Origin of the sequence: Cupriavidus basilensis, assembly GCF_008801925.2 — a bacterium.
Classification (GTDB): Bacteria; Pseudomonadota; Gammaproteobacteria; order Burkholderiales; family Burkholderiaceae; genus Cupriavidus; species Cupriavidus basilensis.
The window spans coordinates 3,287,514-3,313,380 of sequence record NZ_CP062803.1 but is presented as its reverse complement, the minus strand read 5'-3'; the positions used below and the strand labels follow the sequence as shown (position 1 = coordinate 3,313,380).

Annotated in this window: 24 protein-coding genes; 11 read left to right on the top strand and 13 right to left on the bottom strand. The window is 66.4% G+C overall.

Features of this window, described 5'->3' with window-relative positions; genetic code table 11:
- Window positions 1-5: 5 nt before the first annotated feature.
- The 4 genes from F7R26_RS15200 to F7R26_RS15185 all read right to left on the bottom strand — a co-directional run bounded on the left by F7R26_RS15200 (window position 6) and on the right by F7R26_RS15185 (window position 4,230).
- Window positions 6-866, bottom strand: coding sequence for a PhzF family phenazine biosynthesis protein (locus F7R26_RS15200; RefSeq protein ID WP_150984225.1), 861 nt, complete (start codon window positions 864-866; stop codon window positions 6-8).
- 120 nt (window positions 867-986) lie between these two features.
- Window positions 987-1,385 (bottom strand): thiol-disulfide oxidoreductase DCC family protein, encoded by a 399-nt coding sequence (locus tag F7R26_RS15195; protein ID WP_150984155.1) that lies wholly within the window; start codon window positions 1,383-1,385, stop codon window positions 987-989.
- A gap of 171 nt (window positions 1,386-1,556) precedes the next feature.
- Window positions 1,557-3,182 carry a gamma-glutamyltransferase gene (gene ggt, locus F7R26_RS15190; protein WP_150984156.1) on the bottom strand — a complete coding sequence of 542 codons (1,626 nt, stop codon included), beginning with the start codon at window positions 3,180-3,182 and terminating at the stop codon, window positions 1,557-1,559.
- Window positions 3,183-3,252: 70 nt separating this feature from the next.
- Window positions 3,253-4,230 carry a Bug family tripartite tricarboxylate transporter substrate binding protein gene (locus F7R26_RS15185; protein ID WP_150984157.1) on the bottom strand — a complete coding sequence of 326 codons (978 nt, stop codon included), beginning with the start codon at window positions 4,228-4,230 and terminating at the stop codon, window positions 3,253-3,255.
- Between the two features lie 233 nt (window positions 4,231-4,463).
- Between F7R26_RS15185 and F7R26_RS15180 the strand changes: the two genes are divergently transcribed.
- The 3 genes from F7R26_RS15180 (at window position 4,464) to F7R26_RS15170 (ending at window position 6,599) form a co-directional block, all read left to right on the top strand.
- Window positions 4,464-5,381 (top strand): LysR substrate-binding domain-containing protein, encoded by a 918-nt coding sequence (locus tag F7R26_RS15180; RefSeq protein ID WP_150984158.1) that lies wholly within the window; start codon window positions 4,464-4,466, stop codon window positions 5,379-5,381.
- Between the two features lie 150 nt (window positions 5,382-5,531).
- Window positions 5,532-5,942, top strand: a complete 411-nt coding sequence (locus tag F7R26_RS15175; RefSeq protein ID WP_150984159.1) for a MerR family transcriptional regulator — start codon at window positions 5,532-5,534, stop codon at window positions 5,940-5,942.
- 60 nt (window positions 5,943-6,002) lie between these two features.
- Entirely contained in the window at window positions 6,003-6,599 is a 597-nt protein-coding gene (locus tag F7R26_RS15170; protein WP_150984160.1) for an NAD(P)H-dependent oxidoreductase, read from the top strand.
- 86 nt (window positions 6,600-6,685) lie between these two features.
- Here F7R26_RS15170 and F7R26_RS15165 read toward each other — a convergent pair whose 3' ends face one another.
- Both F7R26_RS15165 and F7R26_RS15160 read right to left on the bottom strand, forming a co-directional pair.
- Window positions 6,686-8,188 (bottom strand): tripartite tricarboxylate transporter permease, encoded by a 1,503-nt coding sequence (locus F7R26_RS15165; protein WP_150984161.1) that lies wholly within the window; start codon window positions 8,186-8,188, stop codon window positions 6,686-6,688.
- 12 nt (window positions 8,189-8,200) lie between these two features.
- The gene (locus F7R26_RS15160) at window positions 8,201-8,662 is read right to left on the bottom strand and encodes a tripartite tricarboxylate transporter TctB family protein (RefSeq protein WP_043348382.1); all 462 of its coding nucleotides are present in this window, start codon (window positions 8,660-8,662) and stop codon (window positions 8,201-8,203) included.
- A 317-nt stretch (window positions 8,663-8,979) separates the two neighbouring features.
- On the opposite strand from F7R26_RS15160, the gene F7R26_RS15155 reads away from it, so the two are divergent.
- Window positions 8,980-10,704, top strand: coding sequence for a potassium/proton antiporter (locus F7R26_RS15155; protein ID WP_150984162.1), 1,725 nt, complete (start codon window positions 8,980-8,982; stop codon window positions 10,702-10,704).
- A gap of 437 nt (window positions 10,705-11,141) precedes the next feature.
- Here F7R26_RS15155 and F7R26_RS15150 read toward each other — a convergent pair whose 3' ends face one another.
- The 3 genes from F7R26_RS15150 to F7R26_RS15140 all read right to left on the bottom strand — a co-directional run bounded on the left by F7R26_RS15150 (window position 11,142) and on the right by F7R26_RS15140 (window position 14,050).
- Window positions 11,142-12,164 carry a tripartite tricarboxylate transporter substrate binding protein gene (locus F7R26_RS15150; RefSeq protein ID WP_150984163.1) on the bottom strand — a complete coding sequence of 341 codons (1,023 nt, stop codon included), beginning with the start codon at window positions 12,162-12,164 and terminating at the stop codon, window positions 11,142-11,144.
- Between the two features lie 50 nt (window positions 12,165-12,214).
- Window positions 12,215-12,670: a DUF2214 family protein gene (locus F7R26_RS15145; RefSeq protein ID WP_150984164.1), complete on the bottom strand. Its 456-nt coding sequence runs from the start codon at window positions 12,668-12,670 to the stop codon at window positions 12,215-12,217.
- A gap of 159 nt (window positions 12,671-12,829) precedes the next feature.
- The gene (locus F7R26_RS15140; protein ID WP_150984165.1) at window positions 12,830-14,050 is read right to left on the bottom strand and encodes a CaiB/BaiF CoA transferase family protein; all 1,221 of its coding nucleotides are present in this window, start codon (window positions 14,048-14,050) and stop codon (window positions 12,830-12,832) included.
- Window positions 14,051-14,382: 332 nt separating this feature from the next.
- On the opposite strand from F7R26_RS15140, the gene alaS reads away from it, so the two are divergent.
- Window positions 14,383-17,007, top strand: a complete 2,625-nt coding sequence (alaS, locus tag F7R26_RS15135; protein ID WP_150984166.1) for an alanine--tRNA ligase — start codon at window positions 14,383-14,385, stop codon at window positions 17,005-17,007.
- Window positions 17,008-17,159: 152 nt separating this feature from the next.
- Here alaS and F7R26_RS15130 read toward each other — a convergent pair whose 3' ends face one another.
- From F7R26_RS15130 to F7R26_RS15120, 3 genes are all read right to left on the bottom strand, one after another.
- Window positions 17,160-17,921, bottom strand: a complete 762-nt coding sequence (locus tag F7R26_RS15130) for a slipin family protein (protein WP_150984167.1) — start codon at window positions 17,919-17,921, stop codon at window positions 17,160-17,162.
- Window positions 17,922-17,923: 2 nt separating this feature from the next.
- Entirely contained in the window at window positions 17,924-19,354 is a 1,431-nt protein-coding gene (locus tag F7R26_RS15125) for an NfeD family protein (protein ID WP_150984226.1), read from the bottom strand.
- Window positions 19,355-19,463: 109 nt separating this feature from the next.
- Window positions 19,464-20,342 carry a LysR family transcriptional regulator gene (locus tag F7R26_RS15120; protein WP_150984168.1) on the bottom strand — a complete coding sequence of 293 codons (879 nt, stop codon included), beginning with the start codon at window positions 20,340-20,342 and terminating at the stop codon, window positions 19,464-19,466.
- 122 nt (window positions 20,343-20,464) lie between these two features.
- Here F7R26_RS15120 and F7R26_RS15115 point away from each other — a divergent pair, with 122 nt between their 5' ends.
- The 6 genes from F7R26_RS15115 (at window position 20,465) to F7R26_RS15090 (ending at window position 24,891) form a co-directional block, all read left to right on the top strand.
- Window positions 20,465-21,667: a YbfB/YjiJ family MFS transporter gene (locus F7R26_RS15115; protein WP_150984169.1), complete on the top strand. Its 1,203-nt coding sequence runs from the start codon at window positions 20,465-20,467 to the stop codon at window positions 21,665-21,667.
- Between the two features lie 140 nt (window positions 21,668-21,807).
- Window positions 21,808-22,581: a class II aldolase/adducin family protein gene (locus F7R26_RS15110; protein WP_150984170.1), complete on the top strand. Its 774-nt coding sequence runs from the start codon at window positions 21,808-21,810 to the stop codon at window positions 22,579-22,581.
- Between the two features lie 96 nt (window positions 22,582-22,677).
- On the top strand, window positions 22,678-22,866 hold the full coding sequence (locus F7R26_RS15105; RefSeq protein ID WP_043348354.1) for a 4-oxalocrotonate tautomerase: 189 nt from the start codon (window positions 22,678-22,680) through the stop codon (window positions 22,864-22,866).
- A gap of 34 nt (window positions 22,867-22,900) precedes the next feature.
- Window positions 22,901-23,932 (top strand): threonine aldolase family protein, encoded by a 1,032-nt coding sequence (locus tag F7R26_RS15100; RefSeq protein WP_150984171.1) that lies wholly within the window; start codon window positions 22,901-22,903, stop codon window positions 23,930-23,932.
- 58 nt (window positions 23,933-23,990) lie between these two features.
- The gene (locus F7R26_RS15095; protein WP_150984172.1) at window positions 23,991-24,578 is read left to right on the top strand and encodes an NUDIX hydrolase; all 588 of its coding nucleotides are present in this window, start codon (window positions 23,991-23,993) and stop codon (window positions 24,576-24,578) included.
- 85 nt (window positions 24,579-24,663) lie between these two features.
- On the top strand, window positions 24,664-24,891 hold the full coding sequence (locus tag F7R26_RS15090) for a sulfurtransferase TusA family protein (protein WP_043348346.1): 228 nt from the start codon (window positions 24,664-24,666) through the stop codon (window positions 24,889-24,891).
- Between the two features lie 92 nt (window positions 24,892-24,983).
- On the opposite strand, the gene galU is transcribed toward F7R26_RS15090, so the two are convergent.
- Entirely contained in the window at window positions 24,984-25,862 is an 879-nt protein-coding gene (gene galU / locus F7R26_RS15085) for a UTP--glucose-1-phosphate uridylyltransferase GalU (RefSeq protein ID WP_150984173.1), read from the bottom strand.
- Window positions 25,863-25,867: the final 5 nt, after the last annotated feature.

The following is a 25,867-nucleotide window of genomic DNA, read 5'->3' as shown; positions in this document are numbered from 1 at the left end:
GCGTGTTACAGGTTGATGGTGCCGCGTCCCAGCTCGATCACGCGCCCGCCCACGCGGATGGCCCGCTCGCCGGTGACTTCCAGGCGCAGCGTGCACGGCCGGTCGACCGCCTCGCCCTGCGAAACCTGGTAGGCGGCCGGCAGCGCATGGTTGTTGGCGATCAGCCAGCCGCCCAGGTTGGCGCAGGCCGAGCCGGTGCCCGGGTCCTCGGCCACGCCGCCACCTTGCTTGGTGAAGAAATAGCGCGACACCACCTGGCCCGGCCGGGTCGGGTCGAACGCGAAGACGTAAGCCGTCTTGCGGCCCAGGCTGCTCTGCGGCCAGGACGCCAGGCGTGCGCTGTCAGGCTGCGCGCGGCGCACCGCGTCCACGCTCTTCACGGCCACCATCAACTGGTCGGCGCCGGTGTCGACCCAGATCGGCGCCGCCAGCAGGTCGGTCTCGGCGAGCCCGAGCAGCGATGCCATCTGCGCGTCCGGCAGGCCCGCCGGCGCCGTCCTGGGCGCGCCCGCATGGGGCGCGGTGAAGGTCCACACGTCGCCCTGCGCGGTTACCGGCACCACGCCCGCCTTGAATTCCAGCGTGAGCGCGTCGCCGGTAGCGGCCAGCTCGCGCACCACATGGGCGGTGCCCAGCGTGGGATGGCCGGCAAAGGGCATCTCGTAGCCCGTGGTGAAAATCCGGACGTTCGCGCTGGCCTGCCCGGAGGGGAGGATGAAGGTGGTTTCGGACAGGTTGAACTGCAGCGCCAGGGCCTGCATGGTGGCCGTGTCGAGCCCGCGCGCATCCTCGAACACGCACAGGGGATTGCCGCCGAAGGTGGATTCGGCGAAGACGTTGAGCAGGCGGAAAGCGTAGGTGGTCATGGCGGTCGGGGCGAAAGCAAAGGCGAAGGCCTCAGTGTAGTGCCCTACGCGGCGCACGCCATGCACAGTCGTCGCCATGGCAAGCAGGCCAGTTACAGACAGTTAGGTGAAGCGCCTGGCTTAGCGCCGGCCCGGCGTGCAGACGCCGTCCGTGCAGCCATAGCCCAGCAACCGGCTGGCGCGATAGCGGTTGCGCGCAAACCAGCGATAGAGGCGCTGCCACATCGGGCGGGTAGCCTGCAGCCTGAGCGGCCACACCAGCCAGCCCAGGCCGATCAGCGCATAGCTCTCGGCGATGCAGTCAATGCCGACCAGCAAACGCCCGTCGGCGCGCACGCCATGCAGTTCCGCATCCATGGCGGTGAAGGTGGTGCCGTAGGCCGCGGGATCGAAGCCCTCGCCGCGCATGTCGAGGTATCCCAGCCGGCCGTGGCGGTCGCGCCTGGCCATGCGGCGCATTTCGGCGGCACAGAGCGGGCAGCTGCCGTCGAAGAACAGCGTCAGTGCGGGCGTGCTCATGTCATGCTCTCCTCGCGTGGTGCGATTCACCTTGCGTTTTATCAGTAATTTCTGTCAATACAGAAATTTAAGGTGAGATCGGTCGCCGCGTCAAGGTGATCCGCACTGGCAGTGCACAGGCAAAAAAACGCCCACCTTGCGGTGGGCGCTCCCAGTACTACCTATGGGTACTCAAAACCCTACGGCCTGCCCGTCGCGCCGGCTGTCGCTGGCGGCCACGTAGCCATGCTCGGCATCTTCCGACAGGCGCCAGATAAACTGCCCCGAGCCGAAATCCATGTACGGGTCGTCGACCGACTTGAGCTGGTGGCCGCGAGCCTTCAGGCCAGCAACGACCGCCGGATCCATGGTGGATTCAACGTCCAGCGTGAAGTCGCGGTTGACCTTCCAGCGTGGCGCGCAGCAGGCCGCCTGCGGCTGCTGGTTATAGTCCACCATGCGCACCACGGTCTGCAGGTGCCCCTGCGGCTGCATGTCGCCGCCCATCACGCCGAAGCTCATCACCGGCTGGCCGTCCTTGGTCAGGAAGGCCGGGATAATGGTGTGGAAGGGGCGCTTGCCGCCGGCCACCACGTTGGGGGATTTCGGGTCCATCGAGAAGCCCACGCCGCGGTTCTGCAGGCTGATGCCGGTGCCCGGCACGACCACGCCGGAGCCGAAGCCCATGTAGTTGGACTGGATGAACGAGATCATCATGCCGTTCTCGTCGGCGGCGGTCAGGTAGATGGTGCCGCCGACCTTGGGCATGCCGAAATCGAAGTGCGTGGCGCGCTCCATGTCGATCAGCTTGGCGCGCGACTTCAGGTATGCGTCGTCCAGCATCTGCTCGGGCGTGACTTCCATGCTGCCCGGGTCGGCCACGTAGCGGTACAGATCGGCAAAAGCCAGCTTCATGGCTTCGATCTGCAGATGCTGCGACTCGACCGAGTCCACCGGCAGCGCGGCCATGTCGAACTGGTCGAGGATGCCCAGCGCCACCAGCGCGGCGATGCCCTGGCCGTTCGGCGGGATCTCGTGCAGCTCGTAGCCGCGATAGGCCTTGCTGATCGGCTTGACCCAGTCCGGCTTGTAGTTGCGCAGGTCGTCGGCGGTCATGGCGCCGCCGCATTCCTTGCTGAAGGCGACGATCTTCTCGGCGATCTCGCCTTCGTAGTAGGCGCGGCCATTGCTGGCGCCGATCTTGCGCAGCGTGTCGGCGGCAGCCTTGAGCGTGAACTTCTCGCCCACGTTGGGTGCGCGCCCATTAGGCATGAAGGCCTCGGCGTAGCCAGGCTGGTCCTTGAGCTCCGGCACGGCGGCGGCCCATTTGTGCGCCACCACCGGCGGCACGGCGTAGCCGCGCTCGGCGATCTCGATGGCGGGCTCCATCAGCTCGGCAAAGGGCAGCTTGCCAAAGCGCTCATGCAGCGCGGCCCAGCCGGCAATCACCCCCGGCACGGTGACGGCGTCCCAGCCGCGCACGGGGCGCTTGGCGATGCCGTTGGCATCCGTGCCGTACTTGTTCTTGAAATACTCGGGGCTCCATGCCGCCGGCGCCACGCCCGAAGCGTTCAGGCCATGCATTTCCTTGCCGTCCCACAGGATCGCGAAAGCATCGCTGCCCAGGCCGCACGAGACCGGCTCGACAATGGTGATGGCCGCCGCCGCCGCGATGGCTGCATCGACCGCATTGCCGCCCTTGAGCAGCATGCGCAGGCCGGCCTGCGCCGCCAGCGGGTGCGAGGTGGACACCACGTTGCGCGCGAACAGCGGGATGCGCACGGAAGGGTAGGGATTGGTCCAGTTGAAGTTCTGCATGCTTGTCTCGGTTCGATGCGCTGGCAGCGCTTGGCCGCAATGCCGCGGCGGGCTTGCCAGCGTTCGTACGTTATTCCACGGTGATCTTGCGATCCTTGATCAGCTTACCCCAGCGCGCGCTGTCCTTCTTGACCATCGCGGCGAACTGGGCCGGCGTGCCGCCAACGGGTTCCGCGCCCAGCTTGCCCAGGCGCTCCTTCACGTCGGGCGCCTGGATCGCCTTGTTGAACTCGGCGTTGAGGCGGTTCACCAGTTCGGCCGGCATCTGCTTGGGGCCATAGATGCCGAACCAGGTATCGGACTCGAAGCCGGGCAGGCCGGACTCGCTGGCGGTCGGGATCTCGGGCGCCAGCGGCGAGCGCTTCAGGCTGGTCACGGCCAGCGCCTTGAGCTTGCCGTCCTTCACGTGCGGCAGGCCCGAGACGATGCTGTCGAACAGGATCTGCACCTTGTTGGAGATCAGGTCGGGCACGGCCAGCGCGGTGCCGCGATACGGGATGTGCGTGATGAATACACCGGCCTGCGCCTTGAAGGCTTCGGCGGTCAGGTGCACCACGGTGCCATTGCCGCTGGACGCGTAGTTCAGCTCGCCCGGATGCTTCTTGGCGTAGTCGATCAGTTCCTTGACGTTCTTCACCGGCAGGCTGTTCGGCACCACCAGCACGTTGGTGGCGATGGCCACCTGGCCGATCGGCGTGAAGTCGGTCTCGGTGTTGTACGGCAGGCGCGTGTTGATGTAAGGCCCGATCGAATGCGTGCTGGTAGTGGCGATCAGCAACGTGTACCCGTCGGCCGGGGCCTTGGCGGCCATGTCGGAGCCGATGGCGCCGCCGGCGCCGGGCCGGTTGTCGACCACGATCTGCTGGCCCATGTTGGTGCCCACTTTCTGCGCGATGGCGCGAGCCAGCAAATCGGTCGCGCCGCTGGCCGGGAACGGCACGATCAGGCGGATCGGCTTGTTCGGGTAAGTGTCGGCGAGTGCAGGGACGGCGCTCAGCGCAAGTCCCGTGGCGAGGCTCGTGCCAAAGAGGCGCAGCCAGTGTTTCATGGTGATCTCCGGATCGGGGAAGCAAGGCAAACGCAGGCCGGGGCCGGCCCTCGGGCAACACACCCCGCCGCGGATGCTGCCAGGCGGTGCTGCGGATCAATTATTCCGTGCAGGTCATCATAATGAAAGCTAATATTTCTTTCTTATGTCTAAAGGTTTTCTTAAGTATTGATGCGCCATATTGGTGCGCCGAACAAGACATAGGCCAAGCCACACATCATGACGTTCTCCCCATGAGCACCATCCGTTTCCTGCGCACCTTCGTTGCCGTGGCCGACCACGGCTCCTTTGCTGCCGCCTCCGAGCAGGTGGCCCTGACCCAGGCCGCGGTCAGCCTGCAGATGCGCGCGCTGGAGATGGAGCTGCGCCGCGAGCTGTTCGACCGGGGCGGCCGGGTGGTGGCGCTCAATGCCGGCGGGCGCGAGCTGTTGCCGCAGGCGCGCCGCATGCTCGCGCTCTACGACGAGATGCGCCTGCCCCCGGAAGCGCCGGACGCGATGGCCGGCGCGGTAGCGGTGGGCGCGGTGGTGTCGGTCATGGGCGGCCTGTCGCATGTGGTGGCACGCATGAAGCGCGAATATCCGGCGCTGGACGTGCGCCTGGTCGGCGCCAAGTCGATCGAGCTGGCGGCGCAGGTGGAGTCCGGTGAGCTGGACGCGGCGATGCTCGTGCAAGGGGCGGGCCGCCTGCCCGGCACATTGGTGTGGACGCCGCTTTACCAGGAGCCGCTGGTGGCGATTGCCGGGCGCGATAGCCTGGGGGCGAACGCACGCGAAGCGCTGGCGGCCAACCCCTTCCTGCGTTTCGACCGCGGACAGCGCACCGGCATGCTGGTTGAGCGGGCGCTGCGCCGCGCGCATCTGCGCGTCAATGAGTTCCTCGAGCTGAACTCGATCGAGGCGCTCGTCGAACTGGTGCGCCAGCAGGTCGGCGTGACCGTGGTGCCCTTGCTGCAGCGTGCGCGCTGGCTGGAGGACGAGGCGCTGCGCATCCTGCCGCTGGAAATCGGCGGCGCGCCGGTGCTGCGCACCATCGGCATGCTGGAGCGGCGCGACCAGGCGCGCCGCCACGTCACGGCGGCCGTGCGGGACGCCTGCGCAGGCCTGTTCGATGCCCCTGGCGCCGGCGAAAGGCACCTCGAGAGGGCTTGACTCTGCCCCTAAGGGCAAGCCTTACCCTGTGCAGCGCGTGCGGCAAGGTTCGCGCCCAAGGGTCGCGCCATAAGCCAAGCCAGGGCAAGCCGCCGGATGCCACTGGCGTTTCGTACTTTCGTACCAATACCAATGCAAGGAGGATCGGGGATGTTCATCGGAGAAATTGCCAGGCGCACGGGCGCGTCGCCGAAGGCGATCCGCCACTACGAATCGCTTGGCTTGCTAGGGCAGGTCACGCGCGCCGGCTCATACCGCGTCTACGCGGACGACGCGGTCAGGCAGGTCGGGTTGATCCGGCAGGCGCAGGCCCTGGGCTTTCGCCTGGCCGAACTGCTCCCGGTGATGGATGCGGGCGCTGGGGAGCCGGACTGGCACCGGCTCGTGCAGCAGGTCGACAGCAAGCGTGCGAGCCTGCGCGAGGAAATCCACAGGTTGCGCAAGCTGGACGCCGAGCTTGGCGAGATCGGCGCGGAAATCCGTGCGTGCCTTGGCCGTGGCGAAGCACGCGAAGCGGCCAGCGATCCGCCGCACGACGCGATGGCGTGCCCGCGGCCTTGACTCTGCCTCAAGGGGCAAGCCGTACCCTCGCGGCGTCAACCTTTTATGGAGAGCGTAGCGATGCGGCAGCGAATACTGGTGATCATGGGTCACCCTTCGAACGATGGCTTGTGCGGCGCCATCGCCAGGACCTATGCAGCCTGCGCCGAGGCCGCGGGGCACGAAGTCCGGATGCTCAGGCTGGATGTGCTGAAGTTCGATCCCATCCTGCATGCGGGCTACAACGCCATCCAGGGCCTCGAGCCCGATCTGGTCGAGGCACAGGAAGCCATGGCCTGGGCGGGGCACCTTGCGTTCGTCTTCCCGATCTGGTGGGGCGGCCCGCCCGCCTTGCTCAAGGGCTTCCTTGACCGCGTGCTGCTGCCCGGCTTCGCCTTCAAGTACCGCGCCGGCAAAGCGTTTCCCGATCAGCTCCTGAAGGGCCGCTCGGCGCATCTGCTGGTGACCATGGACACGCCGCCGTGGTATTTCAAATGGATCTACCGCATGCCGGGCATCCGCCAGATGCGCAATACCACGCTGGAGTTCTGCGGGATCAAGCCGGTTCGCACCATGGCGTTCGGCCCGGTACTGGGCTCGCAGCCCGGGCAGAGGGATGCCTGGCTGGCGCGAGCCGGCGCGCTTGCCGCCAGCATCCCGGCGCCGCAGCGGGCATGAAAAAAGGTGCCTTGCGGCACCTTGAGGGTCTGCTCTGGCAGCGTCGCTCGCGGCCGGCACGGATACCGGCCGCGGGACTTGCTCTCTTATTCTTCCTGGAAAGCTTCCTCGCGCTTGTTCTTGATCGACGGCAGCGCCACGATCAGGACCAGCACGGCGGCCGCGATCAGCAGGCCGAGCGACAGCGGGCGCGTCAGGAACACGCTGAACTCGCCGCGCGACAGCAGCAGGGAGCGGCGGAAATTCTCTTCCATCATCGGCCCCAGCACGAAGCCCAGCAGCAACGGCGCCGGCTCGCACTTGAGCTTGATGAACAGGTAGCCGATCACGCCGAAGGCCGCGGTCTGGAACACGTCGAACGTGGTGTTCTGGACCGAGTACACGCCGATGCAGCAAAACACCAGGATGGCCGGGTACAGGTAGCGGTAAGGCACCTTGAGCAGCTTGACCCAGATCCCGATCAGCGGCAGGTTCAGGATGATCAGCATGAAGTTGCCGATCCACATCGAGGCGATCAGGCCCCAGAACAGCGCGGGGTTGCTGGTCATGACCTGCGGGCCCGGCTGGATGTTGTGGATGGTCATCGCGCCCACCATCAGCGCCATCACGGCGTTGGGCGGAATGCCCAGCGTCAGCAGCGGGATGAAGGAGGTCTGCGCCGCGGCGTTGTTGGCCGATTCCGGACCTGCCACGCCTTCGATGGCGCCCTTGCCGAACTCATGCGAGAACTTCGAGGTCTTCTTTTCCAGCGAGTAGGCTGCAAACGAAGCCAGCGCCGCACCGCCGCCCGGCAGGATGCCCAGCGCGGAGCCCAGGAACGTGCCGCGAAGCACTGCCGGGATCATGCGCTTGAAGTCGTCCTTGGTCGGGAACAGGTTGGTGATGTGGTCCGTGAAGGTTTCGCGGGCATCTTTTTGTTCCAGGTTCGCAATGATTTCCGCGAAGCCGAACACACCCATGGCGACCGAGACGAAGTTCAGGCCGTCGGTCAGCTCAGGCACGTCGAACGAGAAGCGCGCTGCGCCCGAGTTCACGTCGGTGCCGACCAGGCCCAGCAGCAGGCCCAGCACGATCATGGCGATGGCCTTGACCAGCGAGCCCGAAGCCAGCACCACGGCACCGATCAGGCCCAGCACCATCAGCGAGAAGTACTCGGCGGGGCCGAACTTGAAGGCCAGTTCCGACAGCGGCGCTGCGAACGCGGCCAGGATCAGGGTTGCCACGCAGCCGGCGAAGAACGAGCCCAGGCCGGCGGTGGCTAACGCCACCCCCGCTCGCCCTCGCCTGGCCATCTGGTAGCCATCGATGGTAGTCACCACCGACGACGATTCACCCGGCAGGTTGACCAGAATGGCGGTGGTGGAGCCACCGTACTGGGCGCCGTAGTAAATACCGGCCAGCATGATGAGCGCGGCCACCGGCGGCAGCGTGTAGGTCACCGGCAGCAGCATGGCGATGGTGGCCAGAGGCCCCAGGCCCGGCAGCACGCCGATCAGGGTGCCCAGCACGCAGCCCAGGAAGGCGTATGCGAGGTTTTGCAGGGTCAGGGCGGTCGAGAAGCCCAGGCCCAGGTTGGCTAGTAGTTCCATATGGCCGTCTCCTTATCCTGCCAAGAATGCCGGCCACACCGGCATCTGAAGATTGATGCCGTAGACGAAGGCGCCTAGGCTGATGATCACCAGGACGATGGCGTTGACAACGGCACCCTTCCAGCTGAACTCATGGCTGGCCATCGACGACACCAGCACCAGCACCAGCACCGACAGCACCATGCCCAGCGGCTTGAGCATCAGGCCGAACAGCACCACCGAACCCAGGATCCACAGCAAGGTCTTGATGTCCCAGCGTGCGAGCTGGTCTTCTTCCTTCTTGGCGGACAGGGAACTCCACAGCACCAGCGCGCCCAGCAAGGCGAGCACGATGCCGAGCCAGAACGGGAAATACCCGGGGCCCATCTTCGCGGCTGTACCCATGGAATACCCGCGTGCGACCCAGGAAAAGCTGAATCCGACCAGGATGAACATCAGGCCGGAGGCAAAGTCCTTTTGGCTACGAATGCGCAAAATGATTCTCCTCGAAAAAACTGCTTGAAATCCGTGCGGCTAAGGATGTTGCGATGCGTCAAAAACGCGCGCGCAACCGTCCCGCCGCTGGCAGGGAGGAAATTAAGGGGAAGACCTTTCAGCTACCTTTCAGATGTCTGCAAAAATGGTCAATCTGCGGGTATCTCCCTAGGAGACATCCAGGGGCCGCTTGCTCGGTTGCCGGGTGCCGCATTCACGTCTGCGCGGCAGAGTGGTCATAGGGCTGCGCTATCATCAACGGCTGCACCGCCGTTGCCTATGCGGCACGGCATGGAAAAGGGAAAAGGGAAGCCGTTTTGGAAAGCATTGACCATGTCATCCTGATCGGCGCCGTCGTGATGTCGCTGGGCATTGTGGTGGGCGCCTTCTCGGCGCGCGCGGGCGTGCCCTTCCTGCTTGTCTTTTTATCGGTCGGCATGCTGGCCGGCGTGGATGGCCCCGGCGGCATCCGCTTCTCCAATACCTGGCTGAGCTTCCTGGTCGGCAACCTCGCGCTGGCGGTGATCCTGCTCGATGGCGGCTTGCGCACCCGGCTGGCCACCTTCCGGGTGGCGCTGAAACCCTCGCTGTCGCTAGCGACCGTGGGCGTGCTGGTCACCACCGGCCTGGTGGGCCTGTTTGCCGCCTGGGTGCTCGAGATCGACTGGAAGCTGGGCCTGCTGCTGGGCGCCATCGTCGGCTCGACCGATGCCGCGGCGGTGTTCTCGCTGCTCAATACCAGCGGCATCCGGCTCAAGGAGCGGGTGGCGAGCGTGCTGGAGATCGAATCCGGCATCAACGACCCGATGGCCATCTTCCTGACCCTCACCCTGATCGACTGGATCGCTGCGCCCGCGGGCCTGAGCCCCGGCGCGCTGTTGTGGCGCCTGGTGGTGCAGTTCGGGGTCGGCGGGTTGCTCGGATTAGGCCTGGGCTACTGCATGGCCAACGTGATGGAGCGCATTCGCGTGGCCGAAGGCCTGCAGGCCATCCTGCTGTGCTCGGGCGGCGCCATGGTGTTCGCCATCGTGCAGACGGCGGGCGGCAGTGGCTTCCTGGCCGTCTACCTGACCGGCATCCTGGTGGGCAACCGCGACCGCGCGGTAGGCCCCGACACCATGCGGGCGATGGACGGCATGGCCTGGCTGTCGCAGTCCGCGATGTTCCTGTTGCTTGGCCTGCTGGTGGCGCCCCACCGGATCTGGGAAGTGGCGCTGCCGGCGGTGGCGGTGGCAGCGTTCCTGATGCTGGTGGCGCGCCCGGCGGCGGTCTGGCTGGCGCTGCTGCCGTTTCGCTTCAGTGCCCGGGAGAAGGGCTTCGTGGCCTGGATGGGCTTGCGTGGGGCGGTGCCCATCGTGCTGGCGCTGTTTCCCATGCTGCAGGGCATGCCCGATTCCGGCCTGCTGTTTCGCGTCGCCTTTGCGGTGGTGCTGACCAGCCTGCTGCTGCAGGGCACCACCGTGCCGCTGGCCGCGCGGCTGGCGCGCGTGCTGCGTCCCGCCTATCCGGAGCCGCTGGCCCGCTCGCGGCTGCAGGGCACCCATGCGCCGGCGCTGGAGGTGATGCAGTTCAGGGTCGAGGGCGATTCGCCGGCTGAAAACCTGCGCGCCGACCAGCTCGAACTGCCGCCCCGTTGCCGGCTGCTGACCGTGGTGCGGGACAAGGCGCTGGCTGCGCCCGATCAGACCGTGCTGCGGGCTGGGGATATGGTGTCGATCCTGGCGCCGGGGACCAGCGTGCCGATGCTGGCACTGTTGTTCCATCGGCCTGGGCCGGCACCTGCCTGGGGCAAGGCTAGCCATGATTTCCTGCTGTCCGGGGAGGCCATGCTGAGGGATGTGGCCGGGCTTTACGGGACGCGGGAGTTGAGTCCTGCCGAGGCGGCACGGACACTGGAGGCCGCTATGCAGAAGGCCTTTACGTCACCACCGGTGGAGGGCGACGCCGTGGAGATCGCCGGGCTGAAGCTGACGGTGACGCGGATGGATGGGCCGCGGATTATTCAGGTGGGGTTGTTGTTGCCGCGGGATGGGGAGGCTTGATGGGGGGGGCTGTCACTGTAACTGCAACTGCAGTTTCACCACCCCTGCGGGGCGGCGACCTACTTTCTTGTCTTGCCAAGAAAGTAGGCAAAGAAGGCGCGCCGGATGGGGCGACTACCCCTCGGGCTTCGGCGAAAAGAGCGGCCGGGACCCAAACTCGCATCGCCTTAAGGCGATACTCAGACATGGGTCCCTCTTTTCCGCTCTTTTCGCCGAATCCCGAGGCGCCCCATACGGCCTAGGTGAACCTTGACGGCTCGCTGCGCATCGCGTTGGGGTGTGGCCCGCCCTTCGGGCGCTTCACACGGCTACCACCATGGGTTGATCTTGCCGCTGGTTGGCACCCCTCGCCCCCCGAGGGGCTGAGGGAGAGACAGCCGTCTTCATGGCGCGCGGCTTTGGCCTGTTCGGCGGCATTGGCAAATGCTCCGGGGGTATCAATCCACCTTGGCGCCCGACACTTTCACGATCTGCGCGTACTTCTTCAGCTCGCGCTGCACCAGTTGGCCGAACTGCTCCGGCGTGGTCGGTGCCGGCTGGGCGCCGATGCGGGCCAGTTTTGCCTTCATGTCGTCGGTCTTGAGAATGGCCACGATCTCGTGGTTGAGGCGGTCGACGATCTCTTTCGGGGTGTTGGCCGGGGCGAACACGCCGAACCACGTGGAAATGTCGAAGCCTTCCAGGCCGAGCCCCTTGCCGGCTTCGGCGATAGTGGGTAGCTCGGGCAGGGCGGCGGCGCGGGTGGCGGTGGTGACGGCGAACGCCTTGAGCTTGCCGGCCTTGATGTTGGCCGAGGCGGAGGCGAGGTTATCGAAGATCATGTCGGTCTGGCCGGACAGCACCGACAGTTGCGCGGGCGAGGCGCCGTTGTAGGGGATGTGGACCATGCTGACCTTGGCCATGCTCTTGAACAGCTCGCCCGACAAATGCCCCGCGCTGCCGTTGCCGCCCGAGGCGTAGTCCAGCTTGCCGGGGTTCTTGCGCGCGTATTCCACCAGCTCACGCACATTGTTGATATGCAGCTCGGCGGCCTTGCCGGGGTGCATGACGAGTACGTTGGGCACGTCGGCCACCAGCGTGATCGGGCTGAAGTCCTTCACCGGGTCGTACGGCATCTTGGCGAAGAGGCTGGGGTTGATGGCGTGGGTGGCCACGGCGCCCATCACAATGGTGTAGCCGTCGGCCGGCTGCTTGGCCACGTAGTCGGCGCCGATATTGCCACCGGCGCCCGGGCGGTTTTCCACCACCACGGGTTGGCCCAGGCTGTCCTTGAGCTTGTCGCCGATGGCGCGCGCCACCGTGTCCAGCGGGCCGCCGGCCGGGTAGGGCACGACAAACTTGAGCGGCTTGGTCGGGTAGGCGGCTGCCGCGGCGGCAGGCGCGGCGCTAAAGGCGATAAGGGTGCTAATAGCGGGCAGGGCGGCGGCGAGCAGCGCCGCGGCGAGTTTTTTCTTGAGCATGGAGATACGTCGGGTTGGATCGGGAATCTGGGTGCGCCAGGCACTGCGGCCTATTTCATGCCGATGCCGCGCGCCATCATTACCGCGCACAGCGGCAGCAGGATCAGCAGGTGGGCCTGGATCATGACCCAGCGCCGCGCGGACTTCAGTTCGGCGGGCATGGGCACGAAGTCCGGCAGGCTGCGCGCCTGGCGGCGCCACCGCTGGATGGCGAAGGTGGGCGGCAGCGAGCACAGCGCGATCACCACGAACACGGTGATCTTGGCGTGGAACCACGGGTTGTGCAGGTAGAACTGCGCGCCCTTGGCGCCGTAGAACAGCCGCAGCAGGCCGGTTGCCAGCACCGCCATGGCAGTGAGGAAGTAGAGCAGGTCGTAGATCGACAGGCGCTTGAGCACGGGAGGCGTCATGCCGGGGCGCAGCACGACCGCCTCGGCGGTCATCAGGGCGATCAGCAGGAAGATGAAGGTGTAGTGCAGGAAGGCCAGCAGGGCGTCGGTCAGCATCCAAACTCCTTTTGTGGTCAGGCATGCGCCGTACGCCGGCGCGCGCGGGGTCAGGGTTCTTGCTTTTTCTCGCTACGGCAACGGCGATGGGAACAACGACGACAAACTTCAGCTTGCCGCCCGCGCGCCGCCACTGCAGGCACACAGGCGGCCAGCACCTTACAGCACGCCCTTGGCGCGCAGCGTGGCTATCTGCTCCGGCGTGTAGCCCAGCATGTCGCCAAGCACCGCGTCGGTGTGCTCGCCCAGCAGCGGCGGGTGGCGCACGGCCTCGGGCGGCGTCGCGCTCATCTTGATCGGGCTGCCCACCAGCTTGACCTCGCCGGCGCTCGGGTGCGGCAGGTCCACGCGCAGGCCGCGCGCCTTGACCTGGGCATCCTCGAACACGTCGTCCAGCGTGTTGATGGGGCCGCAGGGCACGCCGGCGGCTTCCAGGTCGAGGATCCACTGGGCGCGGGTGCGCGGCTTGACCATGTCGGCGAGGATCGGCACCAGCACATCGCGATGCGCAACCCGCTGCGGGTTGGTGGCGAAGCGCGGGTCGTCGGCCAGTTCGGGGCGTCCGCCGGCAACGACGAACTTGCGGAACTGGCCGTCGTTGCCCACCGCCACGATGATCCAGCCGTCGGCCGCCTGGAAGGTCTGGTAGGGGACGATATTGGGGTGGGCGTTGCCCCAGCGCCTGGGCGCTTCGCCGCTGGCCAGGTAGTTGGTGTTCATGTTGGCCAGCATGGCCACCTGCACGTCGAGCAGGGCCATGTCGATGTACTGGCCTTCGCCCGTTCGCTCGCGGTGGGCCAGCGCGGCCAGCACGGCGATGGTGGCGTACTGCCCGGTCATCAGGTCGGAGATGGCCACGCCGGCCTTCTGCGGGCCGCCGCCGGGCAGGTCGTCGCGCTCGCCGGTCAGGCTCATGAAGCCGCCCATGCCCTGGATGATGAAGTCGTAGCCCGGGCGCGCCGCGTAGGGGCCGGTCTGGCCGAAGCCGGTCACCGAGCAATAGATCAGGCCCGGCTTGATCGCCTTGAGGGAGTCGTAGTCCAGGCCGTACTTCTTCAACTGGCCGACCTTGTAGTTTTCCAGTACCACATCGCTCTGGGCGGCCAGCGCGCGCACCAGTTCCTGGCCCTCGGGCGTGCTGATATCGCAGGTCACCGAGCGCTTGTTGCGGTTGGCGGCCAGGTAATAGGCAGCTTCCGCGGTATCGCGGCCTTCGCCGTCCTGCAGCCAGGGCGGGCCCCAGGTGCGGGTATCGTCGCCGGCGCCGGGGCGCTCGATCTTGATCACGTCGGCGCCGAAGTCGGCAAGGTTCTGGGCGCACCATGGCCCGGCGAGAACGCGGGTCAGGTCGAGGACGCGGAGGTGGCTTAAAGCTCCCATGGGGTGTATTGCGGATCCGGCAAGGGGTGGGCGAGGGAAGGCCGGGCGGCCCCGCCGTCTGGTCTGGGTGGCGGCTTGCAGGGCAATCGGAGGCTGGCGCTAAACCAGGCTCGGGGGCGTCCGGCTGGGACAGCCAGCACTTTACCACCGGCAGGCCGCCGGGAGCACATCGCGGCCGGCCCGGATCGCGGCGGGGCGCGGTGTTGCGGGCGGCGCGAGGCGAATCCCCGGCGGAATGCCGCGCGCTCAGGCTTCCCCGTATAATCAACGGTTTGCAAAACCATCTTGACCGACAGCGCCCTGCCACGACGTGGGACGCCCTTGCCCAGAACATGAAAGTCTCCGACATCCGCAGCAAGTTCCTGCAGTACTTCGAATCGAAGGGCCATACCGTGGTCCGCTCGTCCAGCCTGGTGCCGGGGAACGATCCGACGTTGCTGTTTACCAACTCCGGCATGGTGCAGTTCAAGGACGTGTTCCTGGGCACCGACAAGCGCCCGTACACCCGCGCGACCTCGTCGCAGCGCTCGGTGCGCGCCGGCGGCAAGCACAACGACCTGGAGAACGTGGGTTACACCGCGCGTCACCACACCTTCTTTGAAATGCTCGGCAACTTCTCGTTTGGCGACTATTTCAAGCGCGAGGCGATCCAGTACGCGTGGGAGCTGCTGACCAAGGTCTACCAGTTGCCGGCCGAAAAGCTGTGGGTCACGGTGTACGCGGAAGACGACGAAGCCTATGACATCTGGGCCAAGGAAGTCGGCGTGCCGCCCGAGCGCATCGTGCGCATCGGCGACAACAAGGGCGCGCGCTACGCCTCCGACAACTTCTGGCAGATGGCCGACACCGGTCCCTGCGGACCGTGCTCGGAAATCTTCTACGACCACGGCCCCGACGTGTGGGGCGGCCCCCCGGGATCTGCCGAGGAAGACGGCGACCGCTACATCGAGATCTGGAACCTGGTGTTCATGCAGTTCAACCGGGACGAGCAAGGCAATATGCCGCGCCTGCCCAAGCCCTGCGTCGACACCGGCATGGGCCTGGAGCGCATCGCCGCGGTGCTGCAGCACGTGCACAGCAACTATGAGATCGACCTGTTCCAGGCACTGATCAAGGGCGCTGCGCGCGAGACCGGCACCACCGATCTCAACAACAACTCGCTGAAGGTCATCGCCGACCACATCCGCGCGTGCTCCTTCCTGATCGTCGACGGTGTGATCCCCGGCAACGAAGGCCGCGGCTACGTGCTGCGCCGTATCATCCGCCGCGCCATCCGCCACGGCTACAAGCTGGGCCGCAAGACCCCGTTCTTCCACAAGCTGGTGGGCGATCTGGTGGGTCAGATGGGCGAAGCCTATCCGGAACTGTCCGACGCCGAAGCGCGCGTCGTGGAAGTGCTCAAGGCAGAAGAGGAACGCTTCTTCGAAACCATCGAGAACGGCATGTCCATCCTTGACTCGGCACTGGCCGACGTCAAGGCCAAGGGCGGTACCGTGCTCGACGGCGAACTTGCCTTCAAGCTGCACGACACCTTTGGCTTCCCGCTGGACCTGACGCAGGATGTGTGCCGCGAGCAGGAAATGACGGTGGACGAAGCCGCCTTCGACGCCGCCATGAACCGCCAGCGCGAGCAGGCCCGCGCCGCCGGCAAGTTCAAGATGGCGGCCGGCCTGGAGTACAAGGGCGACAAGACCACCTTCCACGGCTACGAAAAGCTGGGCGTGGACGGTGCGAAGATCACCGCGCTGTATGTGGACGGCGCATCCGTCGACACGATGCAGCCCGGCCAGACCGGCGTGATCGTGCTGGATAACACGCCGTTCTACGCTGAGTCCGGCGGCCAGGCCGGCGACCAGGGCGAACTGAAGAGCGGCAGCGCGGTGTTCAGCGTGGTCGATACCACCAAGGTGCAGGCCGATGTGTTCGGCCACCAGGGCACGCTGGCAGGCGGCGCGCTCAAGGTGGGCGACAGCGTCACCGCGCAGGTGGATGCGCAGCGCCGCGCGCGCACCGTGCGCAACCACTCGGCGACTCACCTGATGCACAAGGCATTGCGTGAAGTGCTGGGCAGCCACGTGCAGCAGAAGGGCTCGCTGGTCGACGCGGACAAGACCCGCTTTGACTTCTCGCACAACGCGCCGATGACCGACGAGCAGATCCGTCGCGTCGAGGAGATCGTCAACGCCGAGATCCTGCAGAACGCAGCCACCGGTGCCGAAGTCATGCCCTTCGACGACGCGGTCAAGAGCGGCGCGATGGCGCTGTTCGGCGAGAAGTACGCCGACGACGTGCGCGTGCTGTCGATCGGCAGCTCCAAGGAACTGTGCGGCGGCACCCATGTGACCCGCACCGGCGATATCGGCGTGTTCAAGATCGTGGTGGAAAGCGGCGTGGCAGCGGGCATCCGCCGCGTCGAAGCCATCACCGGCGACAACGCGCTGCATTACCTGCAAGCGCTGGACGCCAAGCTGAACGAAGCCGCCGCCGCGCTCAAGGCGCAGCCGTCCGAACTGGTGCCGCGTATCGGGCAGGTGCAGGAGCAGGTGCGCGCGCTGGAGAAGGAACTGGAGCGCCTCAAGAGCAAGCTGGCTGCCTCGCAAGGCGACGAGCTGGCGGCGCAGGCCATCGACGTCAATGGCATCAAGGTGCTGGCCGCACAGCTCGACGGCGCCGACGTCAAGACGCTGCGCGAAACCATGGACAAGCTCAAGGACAAGCTGGGCACCGCGGCCATCGTGCTGGGCGCAGTGGCCGACGGCAAGGTCAGCCTGATCGCCGGGGTGACCGCCGATGCCACCGCCAAGGTCAAGGCCGGCGAGCTGGTCAACTTTGTCGCGCAGCAGGTCGGCGGCAAGGGCGGCGGCCGTCCGGACATGGCGCAAGCTGGCGGCACGGAGCCGGCCAACCTGCCCAAGGCGCTGGCGGGCGTCGGCGAGTGGGTCGCGGGCAAAGTTTGAGGCAGATCTGAGGCATTCGCCGAAGCCAAGGAATGGGCCAAAACCGCGTGCCATGACGACGGCTGTCTCTCCCTCTCCCCTCAGCGGGAGAGGGGGGACCACCTGCGCAGATCTACCTTTGTCAGCAGTCTGAGGCGCCCCAGGCGCCTTTTTCACGTCGACTCGCGGCTCAGCTTTCCCACCAGCGTGAGGATGTCGATGGGCAGCGGAAACACGATCGTCGAGCTCTTGTCGCCGGCAATCTGCGTCAGCGTCTGCAGATAACGCAGTTGCATCGCCTGCGGTTCCCTTGCCAGCATCTGCGCGGCTTCCAGCAGCTTCACCGAGGCCTGCAACTCGCCCTCGGCATGAATCACCTTGGCGCGCCGTTCGCGCTCGGCTTCGGCCTGGCGCGCGATGGCGCGGATCATGGTTTCGTTCAGGTCGACGTGCTTGATCTCCACGTTGGAGACCTTGATGCCCCAGCTATCGGTCTGGGCATCGAGCGCTTTCTGGATGTCGATGTTGAGCTGCTCGCGCTCGGCCAGCATCTCGTCTAGCTCATGCTTGCCCAGCACCGAGCGCAAGGTGGTCTGCGCCAGCTGGCTGGTCGCCTCGAGGAAGTTCGCCACCTGGATGATGGCGCGCTCCGGGTCGATCACGCGGAAATACACCACCGCATTCACCTTGACCGACACGTTGTCGCGCGAGATCACGTCTTGCGGCGGCACGTCCATCACCACCGTGCGCAAGTCCACGCGCACCATCTGCTGCACCGCCGGGATCAGGATCACAAGCCCCGGGCCCTTCACTTTCCAGAAGCGCCCCAGCATGAACACCACGCCGCGTTCGTACTCGCGCAGCACGCGGATCGAGTAAACAATGACCAAGGCAATGATGAAGACCAGACCGCCAGCGCTGAATCCGAATGCCATGATCATGCTCCTTGAGTGGATGGGGGAATCGGGGCGGCGCTTGCCTGCGCGCCGTCCATGGCGCGGATCTCGAGCAGCAGCCCGTGGCGTCCGATGACCAGCACGCGCTGGCCGCGCGTCATCGGCATGGCACTGTGCACCTGCCAGCGTTCGCCGCGTATTTCGGCCCAGCCGTCATCCCACAGATCCTCCAGCACCACGCCGGGCATGCCGATCATCGCGTCGCCGCCATTGATCGAGGGCATGCGGCGGGCGCGCCAGAGCAGCGTCCAGACGGCGAACAGGAACACCGCGCTGGCCAGCGCCAGGCTGCCGATCAGCCACAGCGGAATGCCGAAACCGGGCACATTCGTATCGATCAGCATCACCGCCCCGAAGATAAAGGCGATGATGCCGCCCACGCCCAGCGCGCCAAAGGTGGGCAGGTATAGCTCCGCCACCATGCAGCCGATGCCCAGTGCGATCAGCCCCAGGCCTGCGTAGCTGACGGGCAGCATATGCAGCGCGAACAGCGCCAGCAGCAGGCAGATCGCGCCGCCAATGCCGGGCACCACCATGCCCGGCGTGGAGAACTCGAAGATCAGGCCATAGATGCCGGCCATCATCAGGATCAGCGCCACGCTGGGGTCGGTGATGACCTCCAGGAAGCTGTCGCGCCAGTCAGGCTCCAGCACCTGCACCGGCGCGTGCGCCGTGCGCAGCACGCGCTGCGCGCCGGCGGCCTGGATGTGCTTGCCGTCCACAGCGCGCAGCAGTGCAGGCAGGTCGGGCGCGATCAGGTCCGCGACCTTCTGCGCGACCGCCTCGCTGGCCGACAGGCTGACCGCTTCGCGTACCGCGCGTTCGCCCCACTCGGCATTGCGCCCGCGCAATTGCGCCAGGCCGCGTATATAGGCCGAGGCGTCGTGCATCTGCTTGCGCTCCATGGTGTCCTGCGGCGGCGCGCCGGCAGGGGCGGAGGCTGGGGCGGCCTCCGGTTTTTGCGGCCCGCCAATGCCGATCTGCACCGGGCTGGCCGCGCCCAGGTTGGTGCCGGGCGCCATCGCGGCGATATGGCTGGCGTAGAGGATGTAGGTGCCGGCGCTGGCCGCACGCGCGCCACCCGGATAGACATAGCTCGCCACCGGCACCGGTGAGGCCAGGATGCCCTGGATGATCTCGCGCATCGACAGATCCAGCCCGCCAGGGGTGTCCATTTCCAGCACGATCAACTGCGCGCCGGCATCGCGCGCACGCGCCATGCCGCGCTCGATGAAGCTCGCGCTGGCCGGGCCAATCGCGCCTTTGAGCGGGATGACGAAAACGGGCGGGACGGCGCCGGCGGCCGCGGGCGCGCTTGCCTGCGCATTGGCTGGCGTGGCGGGGGCCAGCGGTGTCGCCACCAAGGCAACGAGGGCTAGCCAGAAGGCCGTTGCAAGCCATCGCAGGAGCATCGGGACATGCTTCATGGCAATGACGCCGGCACGTGGAGTGCAAACGCGGCGCCACTTCCAGTGTAGGCGACCGGGCACATCTTGCCCGGCGTGGCGGCGCCTGGCGGACTCAGGCGGCCGCGGCCAGTCCTGGCGGTGAGGCGCGGAACGTGTCGGCCAAGGCGCCCAGCGCGGTATTGGCCATGGCCGGATGCCAGGCCAGCAACGTGGTGACCTTGCCGGCCTGGCCAAGGTCGTGCAGGCTGATCTTGGGCAGGTCGCGGTACAGGCCAAGTACCGAGCGCGGCACAATCGCCACGCCAATGCCGGCTGCCGCACAGGCGATGATGGCGTGATACGAGCCCAGCTCCAGCACCCGGCGCGGCGGGCTGCCGCTGGCGCCGAACCAGGCTTCGAGCCGGCCGCGGTAATTGCAGCCGGACTCGAACGACAGCATGGTGCGGGTTTCCAGGTCGGCCGCGCTGTGGATGGGGGCATGGCGCTCGCGGGCGATCAGCACCAGCTCTTCCTCGAACGCCGGCAGCCACGCCAGCGCCGGGTCGTCCAGCGGCTGGGCCACAAAGGCGCAGTCCACCTCGAAGCGCGCCAGCGCCTGCAAGGCCTGGCGCGTGGGGCAGGTCACCAGCTCCAGCTCCACGTCCGGCCACGCCTGGTGATAGGCGGCCAGCACGGCGGGCAGGCGGCTGGCCGCCGTGCTCTCCATCGAGGCGATGCGCAGGCGGCCTTGCGGCCTGGCCGGCAGCACGGCCTGGCGGGCTTCTTCGGCCAGGTCCAGTACGCGGCGGGCGTAGTCGAACAACGTCTGTCCGGCCGGCGTCAGCACCATGCGCTTGCCGTCACGCAGGAACAGCTCGACCCCGAGCGAGGCCTCCAGCTGGCGGATGCGGGTGGTGACGTTGGACTGCACACGGTGCAGGCGGGTGGCGGCGCGGGTGATGCCGCCTTCCTCCACGACGCAGCGAAAGATTTCCAGGGAAGCCAGGTCCATTGCGATCCCCTTGCCGGGTGTGATGATGCAGTGACAACGAACAAACGATCATCTCAGGAAAAGATGATTGAGTTCTCAATTATTCATTTTTCGGTTCGCTGATCGGAGCGTAGCATGCGCCTATGAAATCCACATCCACACTGGCACCCCGTGACGCCGCCGCGCCGGCACCGGCACAGCCTGGCGTCTGGGCCGTGGCCTTGGCGGGGCTGGTGGCGCTGGGCGTGGCGATGGGCGTTGGCCGCTTCGCCTTTACGCCGCTGCTGCCCATGATGCTGCACGACGGCAGCGTCACGCTGGGCGAGGGCGGCTGGCTGGCCACGCTGAACTACCTGGGCTACTTCGCTGGCGCGGCCGCTTGCCTGTTCATCCGGCCCGACCCGGCGCGCATGGTCCGGCTCGGCATGGTGGCTACCGTCGTGCTGACGCTTGGCATGGCTGCGCCCGGCGGCATGGCGGCCTGGGGCCTGTGGCGCGCCGCGGCCGGCGTGGCCAGTGCGATGGTCATGGTCTATGGCTCGGCCTGGTGCATGCACCGGCTGGCCGAACTGGGCCGGGCGTCGCTGGGTGGCGTGATCTTTTGCGGGCCGGGCATTGGCATCGTCATCACGGGGGTATCCGTCTTTGCCATGGTGAGCGCCGGCTGGCGGGCCAGCTGGGGCTGGCTGGCCTTCGGCGCGCTGGCGGTGCTGCTGGTCAGCGCGGTCTGGCATGTCTTTACGCCCGCGCCGCGCACCGCCCACGCAGCCGGCCCCACCGCGCTGGCGCAAGCGGCGCCCCGGCTGGGCCGCGAGACCTGGCTGCTGACTTTTGCCTATGGCCTGGCGGGCTTCGGCTACATCATCACGGCCACGTTCCTGCCGGTGATCGCGCGCCAGGCCATGCCGGGCTCGCTGTGGGCAGACCTGTTCTGGCCCATCTTCGGCGTGGGGGTGACCATTGGCGCCTTCGTGGCCTCGCGCGTCAGCACGGAGCGCGACAATCGCCGGCTGCTGGCCTTGACCTACGTAATGCAGGCGATCGGCGTGGCCATCGCGGTGGTCTGGCCGACGGTGGCGGGTTTCGCACTCAGCAGCATGCTGGCCGGGTTGCCGTTCAATGCGCTGGTGTCGTTCGCCATGCGCGAGGCGCGCCGGTTGTGGGGCGCACAGGCGCAGCGCCTGATGGGCCTGATGACCGCCAGCTACGGCCTGGGCCAGATCGTCGGGCCTCCGCTGGCCACGGCGCTGGTGGCACGCACCGGCGGCTTCGCCGCCTCGCTTGGTTGCGCGGTGGCGGCCCTGTTGCTGGGTGGCGCGATCTTCGCCTGGATGAGCCGGCAATAGCGCAGATAATCCGGCCTCCCCAAGGTGCCGGGGCGCGTCCTGACGCAGCGCCTGCCTTGCGCTACAGTATCGCCTTTGCCGCCTCCCGCGCCGGTTGGCTGAACCGGCGCGCGGCACACGCGCGGCGCAGGAGCCGAACCATGTCCTTTGCCTTGCAGCCCGCCCGTGCCGCGGGCGCCACTCAACCCGTCACGCAAGCCGAGTGGCGCATGCGCGTCGACCTGGCGGCGGCCTACCGCCTGTGCGCCCGGCAGGGTTGGGACGATCTCATCTACACTCATATCTCCGCGGCCGTGCCGGATGAGCCCGATCACTTCCTGATCAATCCGTTCGGCTTCGCCTTCGAGGAAATCCGCGCCAGCGACCTGGTCAAGATCAATGGCCGCGGCGAGGTGGTGGGTGACAGCACCCATGCGGTCAATGTCACCGGCTTCGCGCTGCATGGCGCGGTGCATGCGGCACGCCCCGATGCGGTGTGCGTGATGCACCTGCACAACAGCGCCGGCGTGTCGGTATCGGCCCAGGCCTGCGGCCTGCTGGCGCTCTCGCAGCATGCTTTGCGCTTCTATGGCCGGCTGGCCTATCACGACTACGAAGGCCTGGCGTTCACGCCCGCCGAGGGCGCGCGCCTGACCGCGTCGCTTGGCCGGCATCCCGCCATGCTGCTGCGCAACCATGGCACGCTGACGGTTGGCCGGACCGTGGCCGAGGCGTACGTGCTGATGGCGACGCTCATCAAGGCCTGCGAGATCCAGCTTGGCGCGCAGGCTGGCGGACAGGTCGTGCAGCCGCCGCATGCGCTGGCGCAACGGACGTCCGAGCAGCTTGACGACGGCGGCGCCGTCGAGGGCGAACTGGAATGGCCGTCGCTGTTGCGCAAACTCGATAGAATCGATGTTTCGTACCGCGATTGACTTTGACGGGTGCTGGCAGATCCCTCCGCGCATCGCCAGGGCAATCCGCAACGGACCACGAAAAACAAAACGACAACAGGAAACAGGAAACAAGCCATGCCGACCTACCACGTAGAACTCTTCGAAGGCCGCACCATCGAGCAAAAGCGCAAGCTGGTCGAGGAAGTCACCCGCGTCACCTGCGAGACGCTCGGCTGCTCGGCCTCGGCCGTGGATATCATCATCACCGACATCAAGCGCGAGAACTGGTCCACCGGCGGCCAGTTGTGGGCCGACAAGAAGTAAGCCACGCGCCAAGCCACCCGCCACGGATCTCCCCATGCAGCATTTCGCCTCCGACAACTACGCCGGCTTCTGTCCGGAATCGCTCAAGTATTTCCTTGAAGCCAACGGCAGCGGTCACGAGCAGGCCTATGGCGACGATTCGTGGACGCAAAAAGTCTGCGACCGGATCCGCGACCTGTTCCAGACCGATTGCGAGGTATTTTTCGTCTTCAACGGCACCGCGGCAAACTCGCTGGCGCTGTCCGCGCTGTGCCAGTCCTACCACTCGGTGATCTGCCATGAGCTGGCACATATCGAGACCGACGAGTGCGGCGGCCCGGAGTTTTTCTCCAACGGCTCCAAGCTGCTGACAGCGCCGGGCGCCAACGGCAAGCTCACGCCCGACGCGGTGGAAGCGCTGGTGACGCGCCGCGCCGATATCCACTATCCCAAACCCAAGGTGGTGTCGCTGACGCAGTCGACCGAAGTCGGCACGGTGTACACGGTGGAGGAGGTGCGAGCCATTGCCGCCATCGCCAAGCGCCGCCAGTTGCGCGTGCATATGGATGGCGCGCGTTTTGCCAATGCCGTGGCGTCGCTCGGCGTGCATCCGTCGGAGATCACCTGGCGCGCGGGGGTGGACGTGCTGTGCTTCGGCGGCACCAAGAACGGCCTGCCGGTGGGCGAGGCGGTGGTGTTCTTCGACCGCAAGCTGGCCGAGGACTTTGCTTACCGCGTCAAGCAGGCCGGGCAACTGGCTTCCAAGATGCGTTTTATCTCGGCCCCGTGGCTGGGCTTGCTCGAGAACGATGTGTGGCTCGGCAACGCACGCCATGCCAACGCCATGGCGCAGTTGCTGCACGAGCGCATCGCCACCATCCCCGGCGTGCGCATCATGTTCCCGACCGAGTCCAACGCCGTCTTCGCCGAACTGCCGCTCGCGGCCATCGAGGCGCTGCGTGCCAAGGGCTGGCGCTTCTATACGTTTATCGGTGCCGGCGGCTGCCGCTTCATGTGCTCATGGGATCTGCAGCCGGAAACCGTCGAGGCGCTGGCCGCGGATATGCGCGTGGCCTGCGGCGCTTGAATGCCGCCGCCCTTATAAAATGACAACATAACAAGACGACAAAAACAGGAGCTCCCGCATGGCCGTTTACCGATACTGTCCGCAATGTGGCTCGCCGCTGGAATTGCTGCCGCATTCCGGCCGCGATCGTGATGCCTGCATCCAGCCAGAGTGCGGCTTCGTCCACTGGAACAATCCGCTCCCCGTGCTGGCCGCGGTGGTGGAATATGAAGGCAAGCTACTGCTGGCGCGCAATGCCGCGTGGCCGGAAAAAATGTTCGCGCTGGTGACCGGCTTCATGGAACGCGACGAGACGCCGGAGCAGGGCGTGGCGCGGGAGCTCAAGGAAGAAACCAACCTGGACGCGCACTCGGTATCGCTGATCGGCGTGTACGAGTTCATGCGCAAGAACGAACTGATCATCGCCTACCATGTGCAGGCGAGCGGCACCATCGCGTTGTCCGAGGAGCTGGCCGACTACAAGCTGGTGGCGCCCGAGGACATGCGGATCTGGTCGGCGGGCACGGGCTTCGCGGTGGCCGACTGGCTGGCCTCGCGTGGCCATCCGGTGCGGTTCTTCGATCGCCAGACCGGCGAGGACATTCCCGACCCGCGCCGGCGCGATGGCCTGGGGCAGCCGGGCATTTCGCTACAATACCGGCCATAATCATCAGTCATCGATGCGACCGCGCCAGGCACGGCCACAATGGGTTATGCCGGGCCCTGAGCGCACAGAACCAAGGAAGAGAGGAATGGAGTTCCAGAAAGAAGTGGATGCGCGCGGCCTGAACTGCCCGCTGCCGATCCTGCGCACCAAGAAGGCGCTGGCCGACATGCCCAGCGGCGATGTTCTCAAGATTCTCGCCACCGATCCCGGCGCCACGCGGGATTTCCAGGCGTTTGCCAAGCAGACCGGCAACGAGCTGCTGTCGCACCAAGAAGTGGACAAGGTCTTCGTGTTCTACATGCGCCGGCGCTAAACCGACGACAGCTCGATGCGGGCTCGCCCCGCGCCAAATGAAAAAAGCCGCATTTCTGCGGCTTTTTTCATGGTTCCAGATCTTCAGGCATCTCAGATGCTATCGGCGCGCGCGCGCAGGTAGGTGCTGAATTCGTCCATCACCTCCGGGTGCTTGAGCGCAAACTCCACGGTGGCCTTCAGGTAGCCCAGCTTGCTGCCGCAATCGTAGCGCACGCCCTTGTAGCGGTAGGCCAGCACCTGTTCCTGGCTGAGCAGGGACTGGATGGCATCGGTGAGCTGGAACTCGCCGCCCGCGCCCGGCTTGAGGTTGCGGATATGGTCGAAGATGCGCGGGGTCAGGATGTAGCGTCCGACCACGCCCAGGTTGGACGGTGCGTTCTCCGGCGCCGGTTTCTCGACGATGTCCGACACCTTGATCACGCCTTCGTCCCATTCGCGGCCAGCCACCACGCCGTAGGAGCGGCTCTGCTCCGGCGCGATCTCTTCCACGCCCAGCACCGAGCAGTTGTAGTGGCCGTACAGGTCCACCATCTGCTTCATGACCGGCGGATCGCCATCCAGCAGGTCATCGGCCAGCATCACGGCGAACGGTGCGTCGCCCACCAGCTTTTCCGCGCAGAGCACGGCGTGTCCAAGGCCGAGCGCCTCGGGCTGGCGCACGTAGAAGCATTCCACGTGCGACGGCTTGATCGAGCGCACCAGGGTGAGCAGGGCCTGCTTGTTCTTTGCCTCGAGTTCCGCTTCGAGCTCATAGGCCTTGTCGAAGTGATCTTCGATGGCGCGCTTGGAGCGGCCGGTGACGAAGATCATCTCGGTGATGCCGGCAGCCATGGCTTCTTCCACGGCGTACTGGATCAGGGGTTTGTCGACCACCGGCAGCATTTCCTTCGGGCTTGCCTTGGTAGCCGGCAAAAAACGAGTGCCGAGACCGGCTACCGGGAAGACAGCCTTGGTGACGCGGGTTTCCATATCGG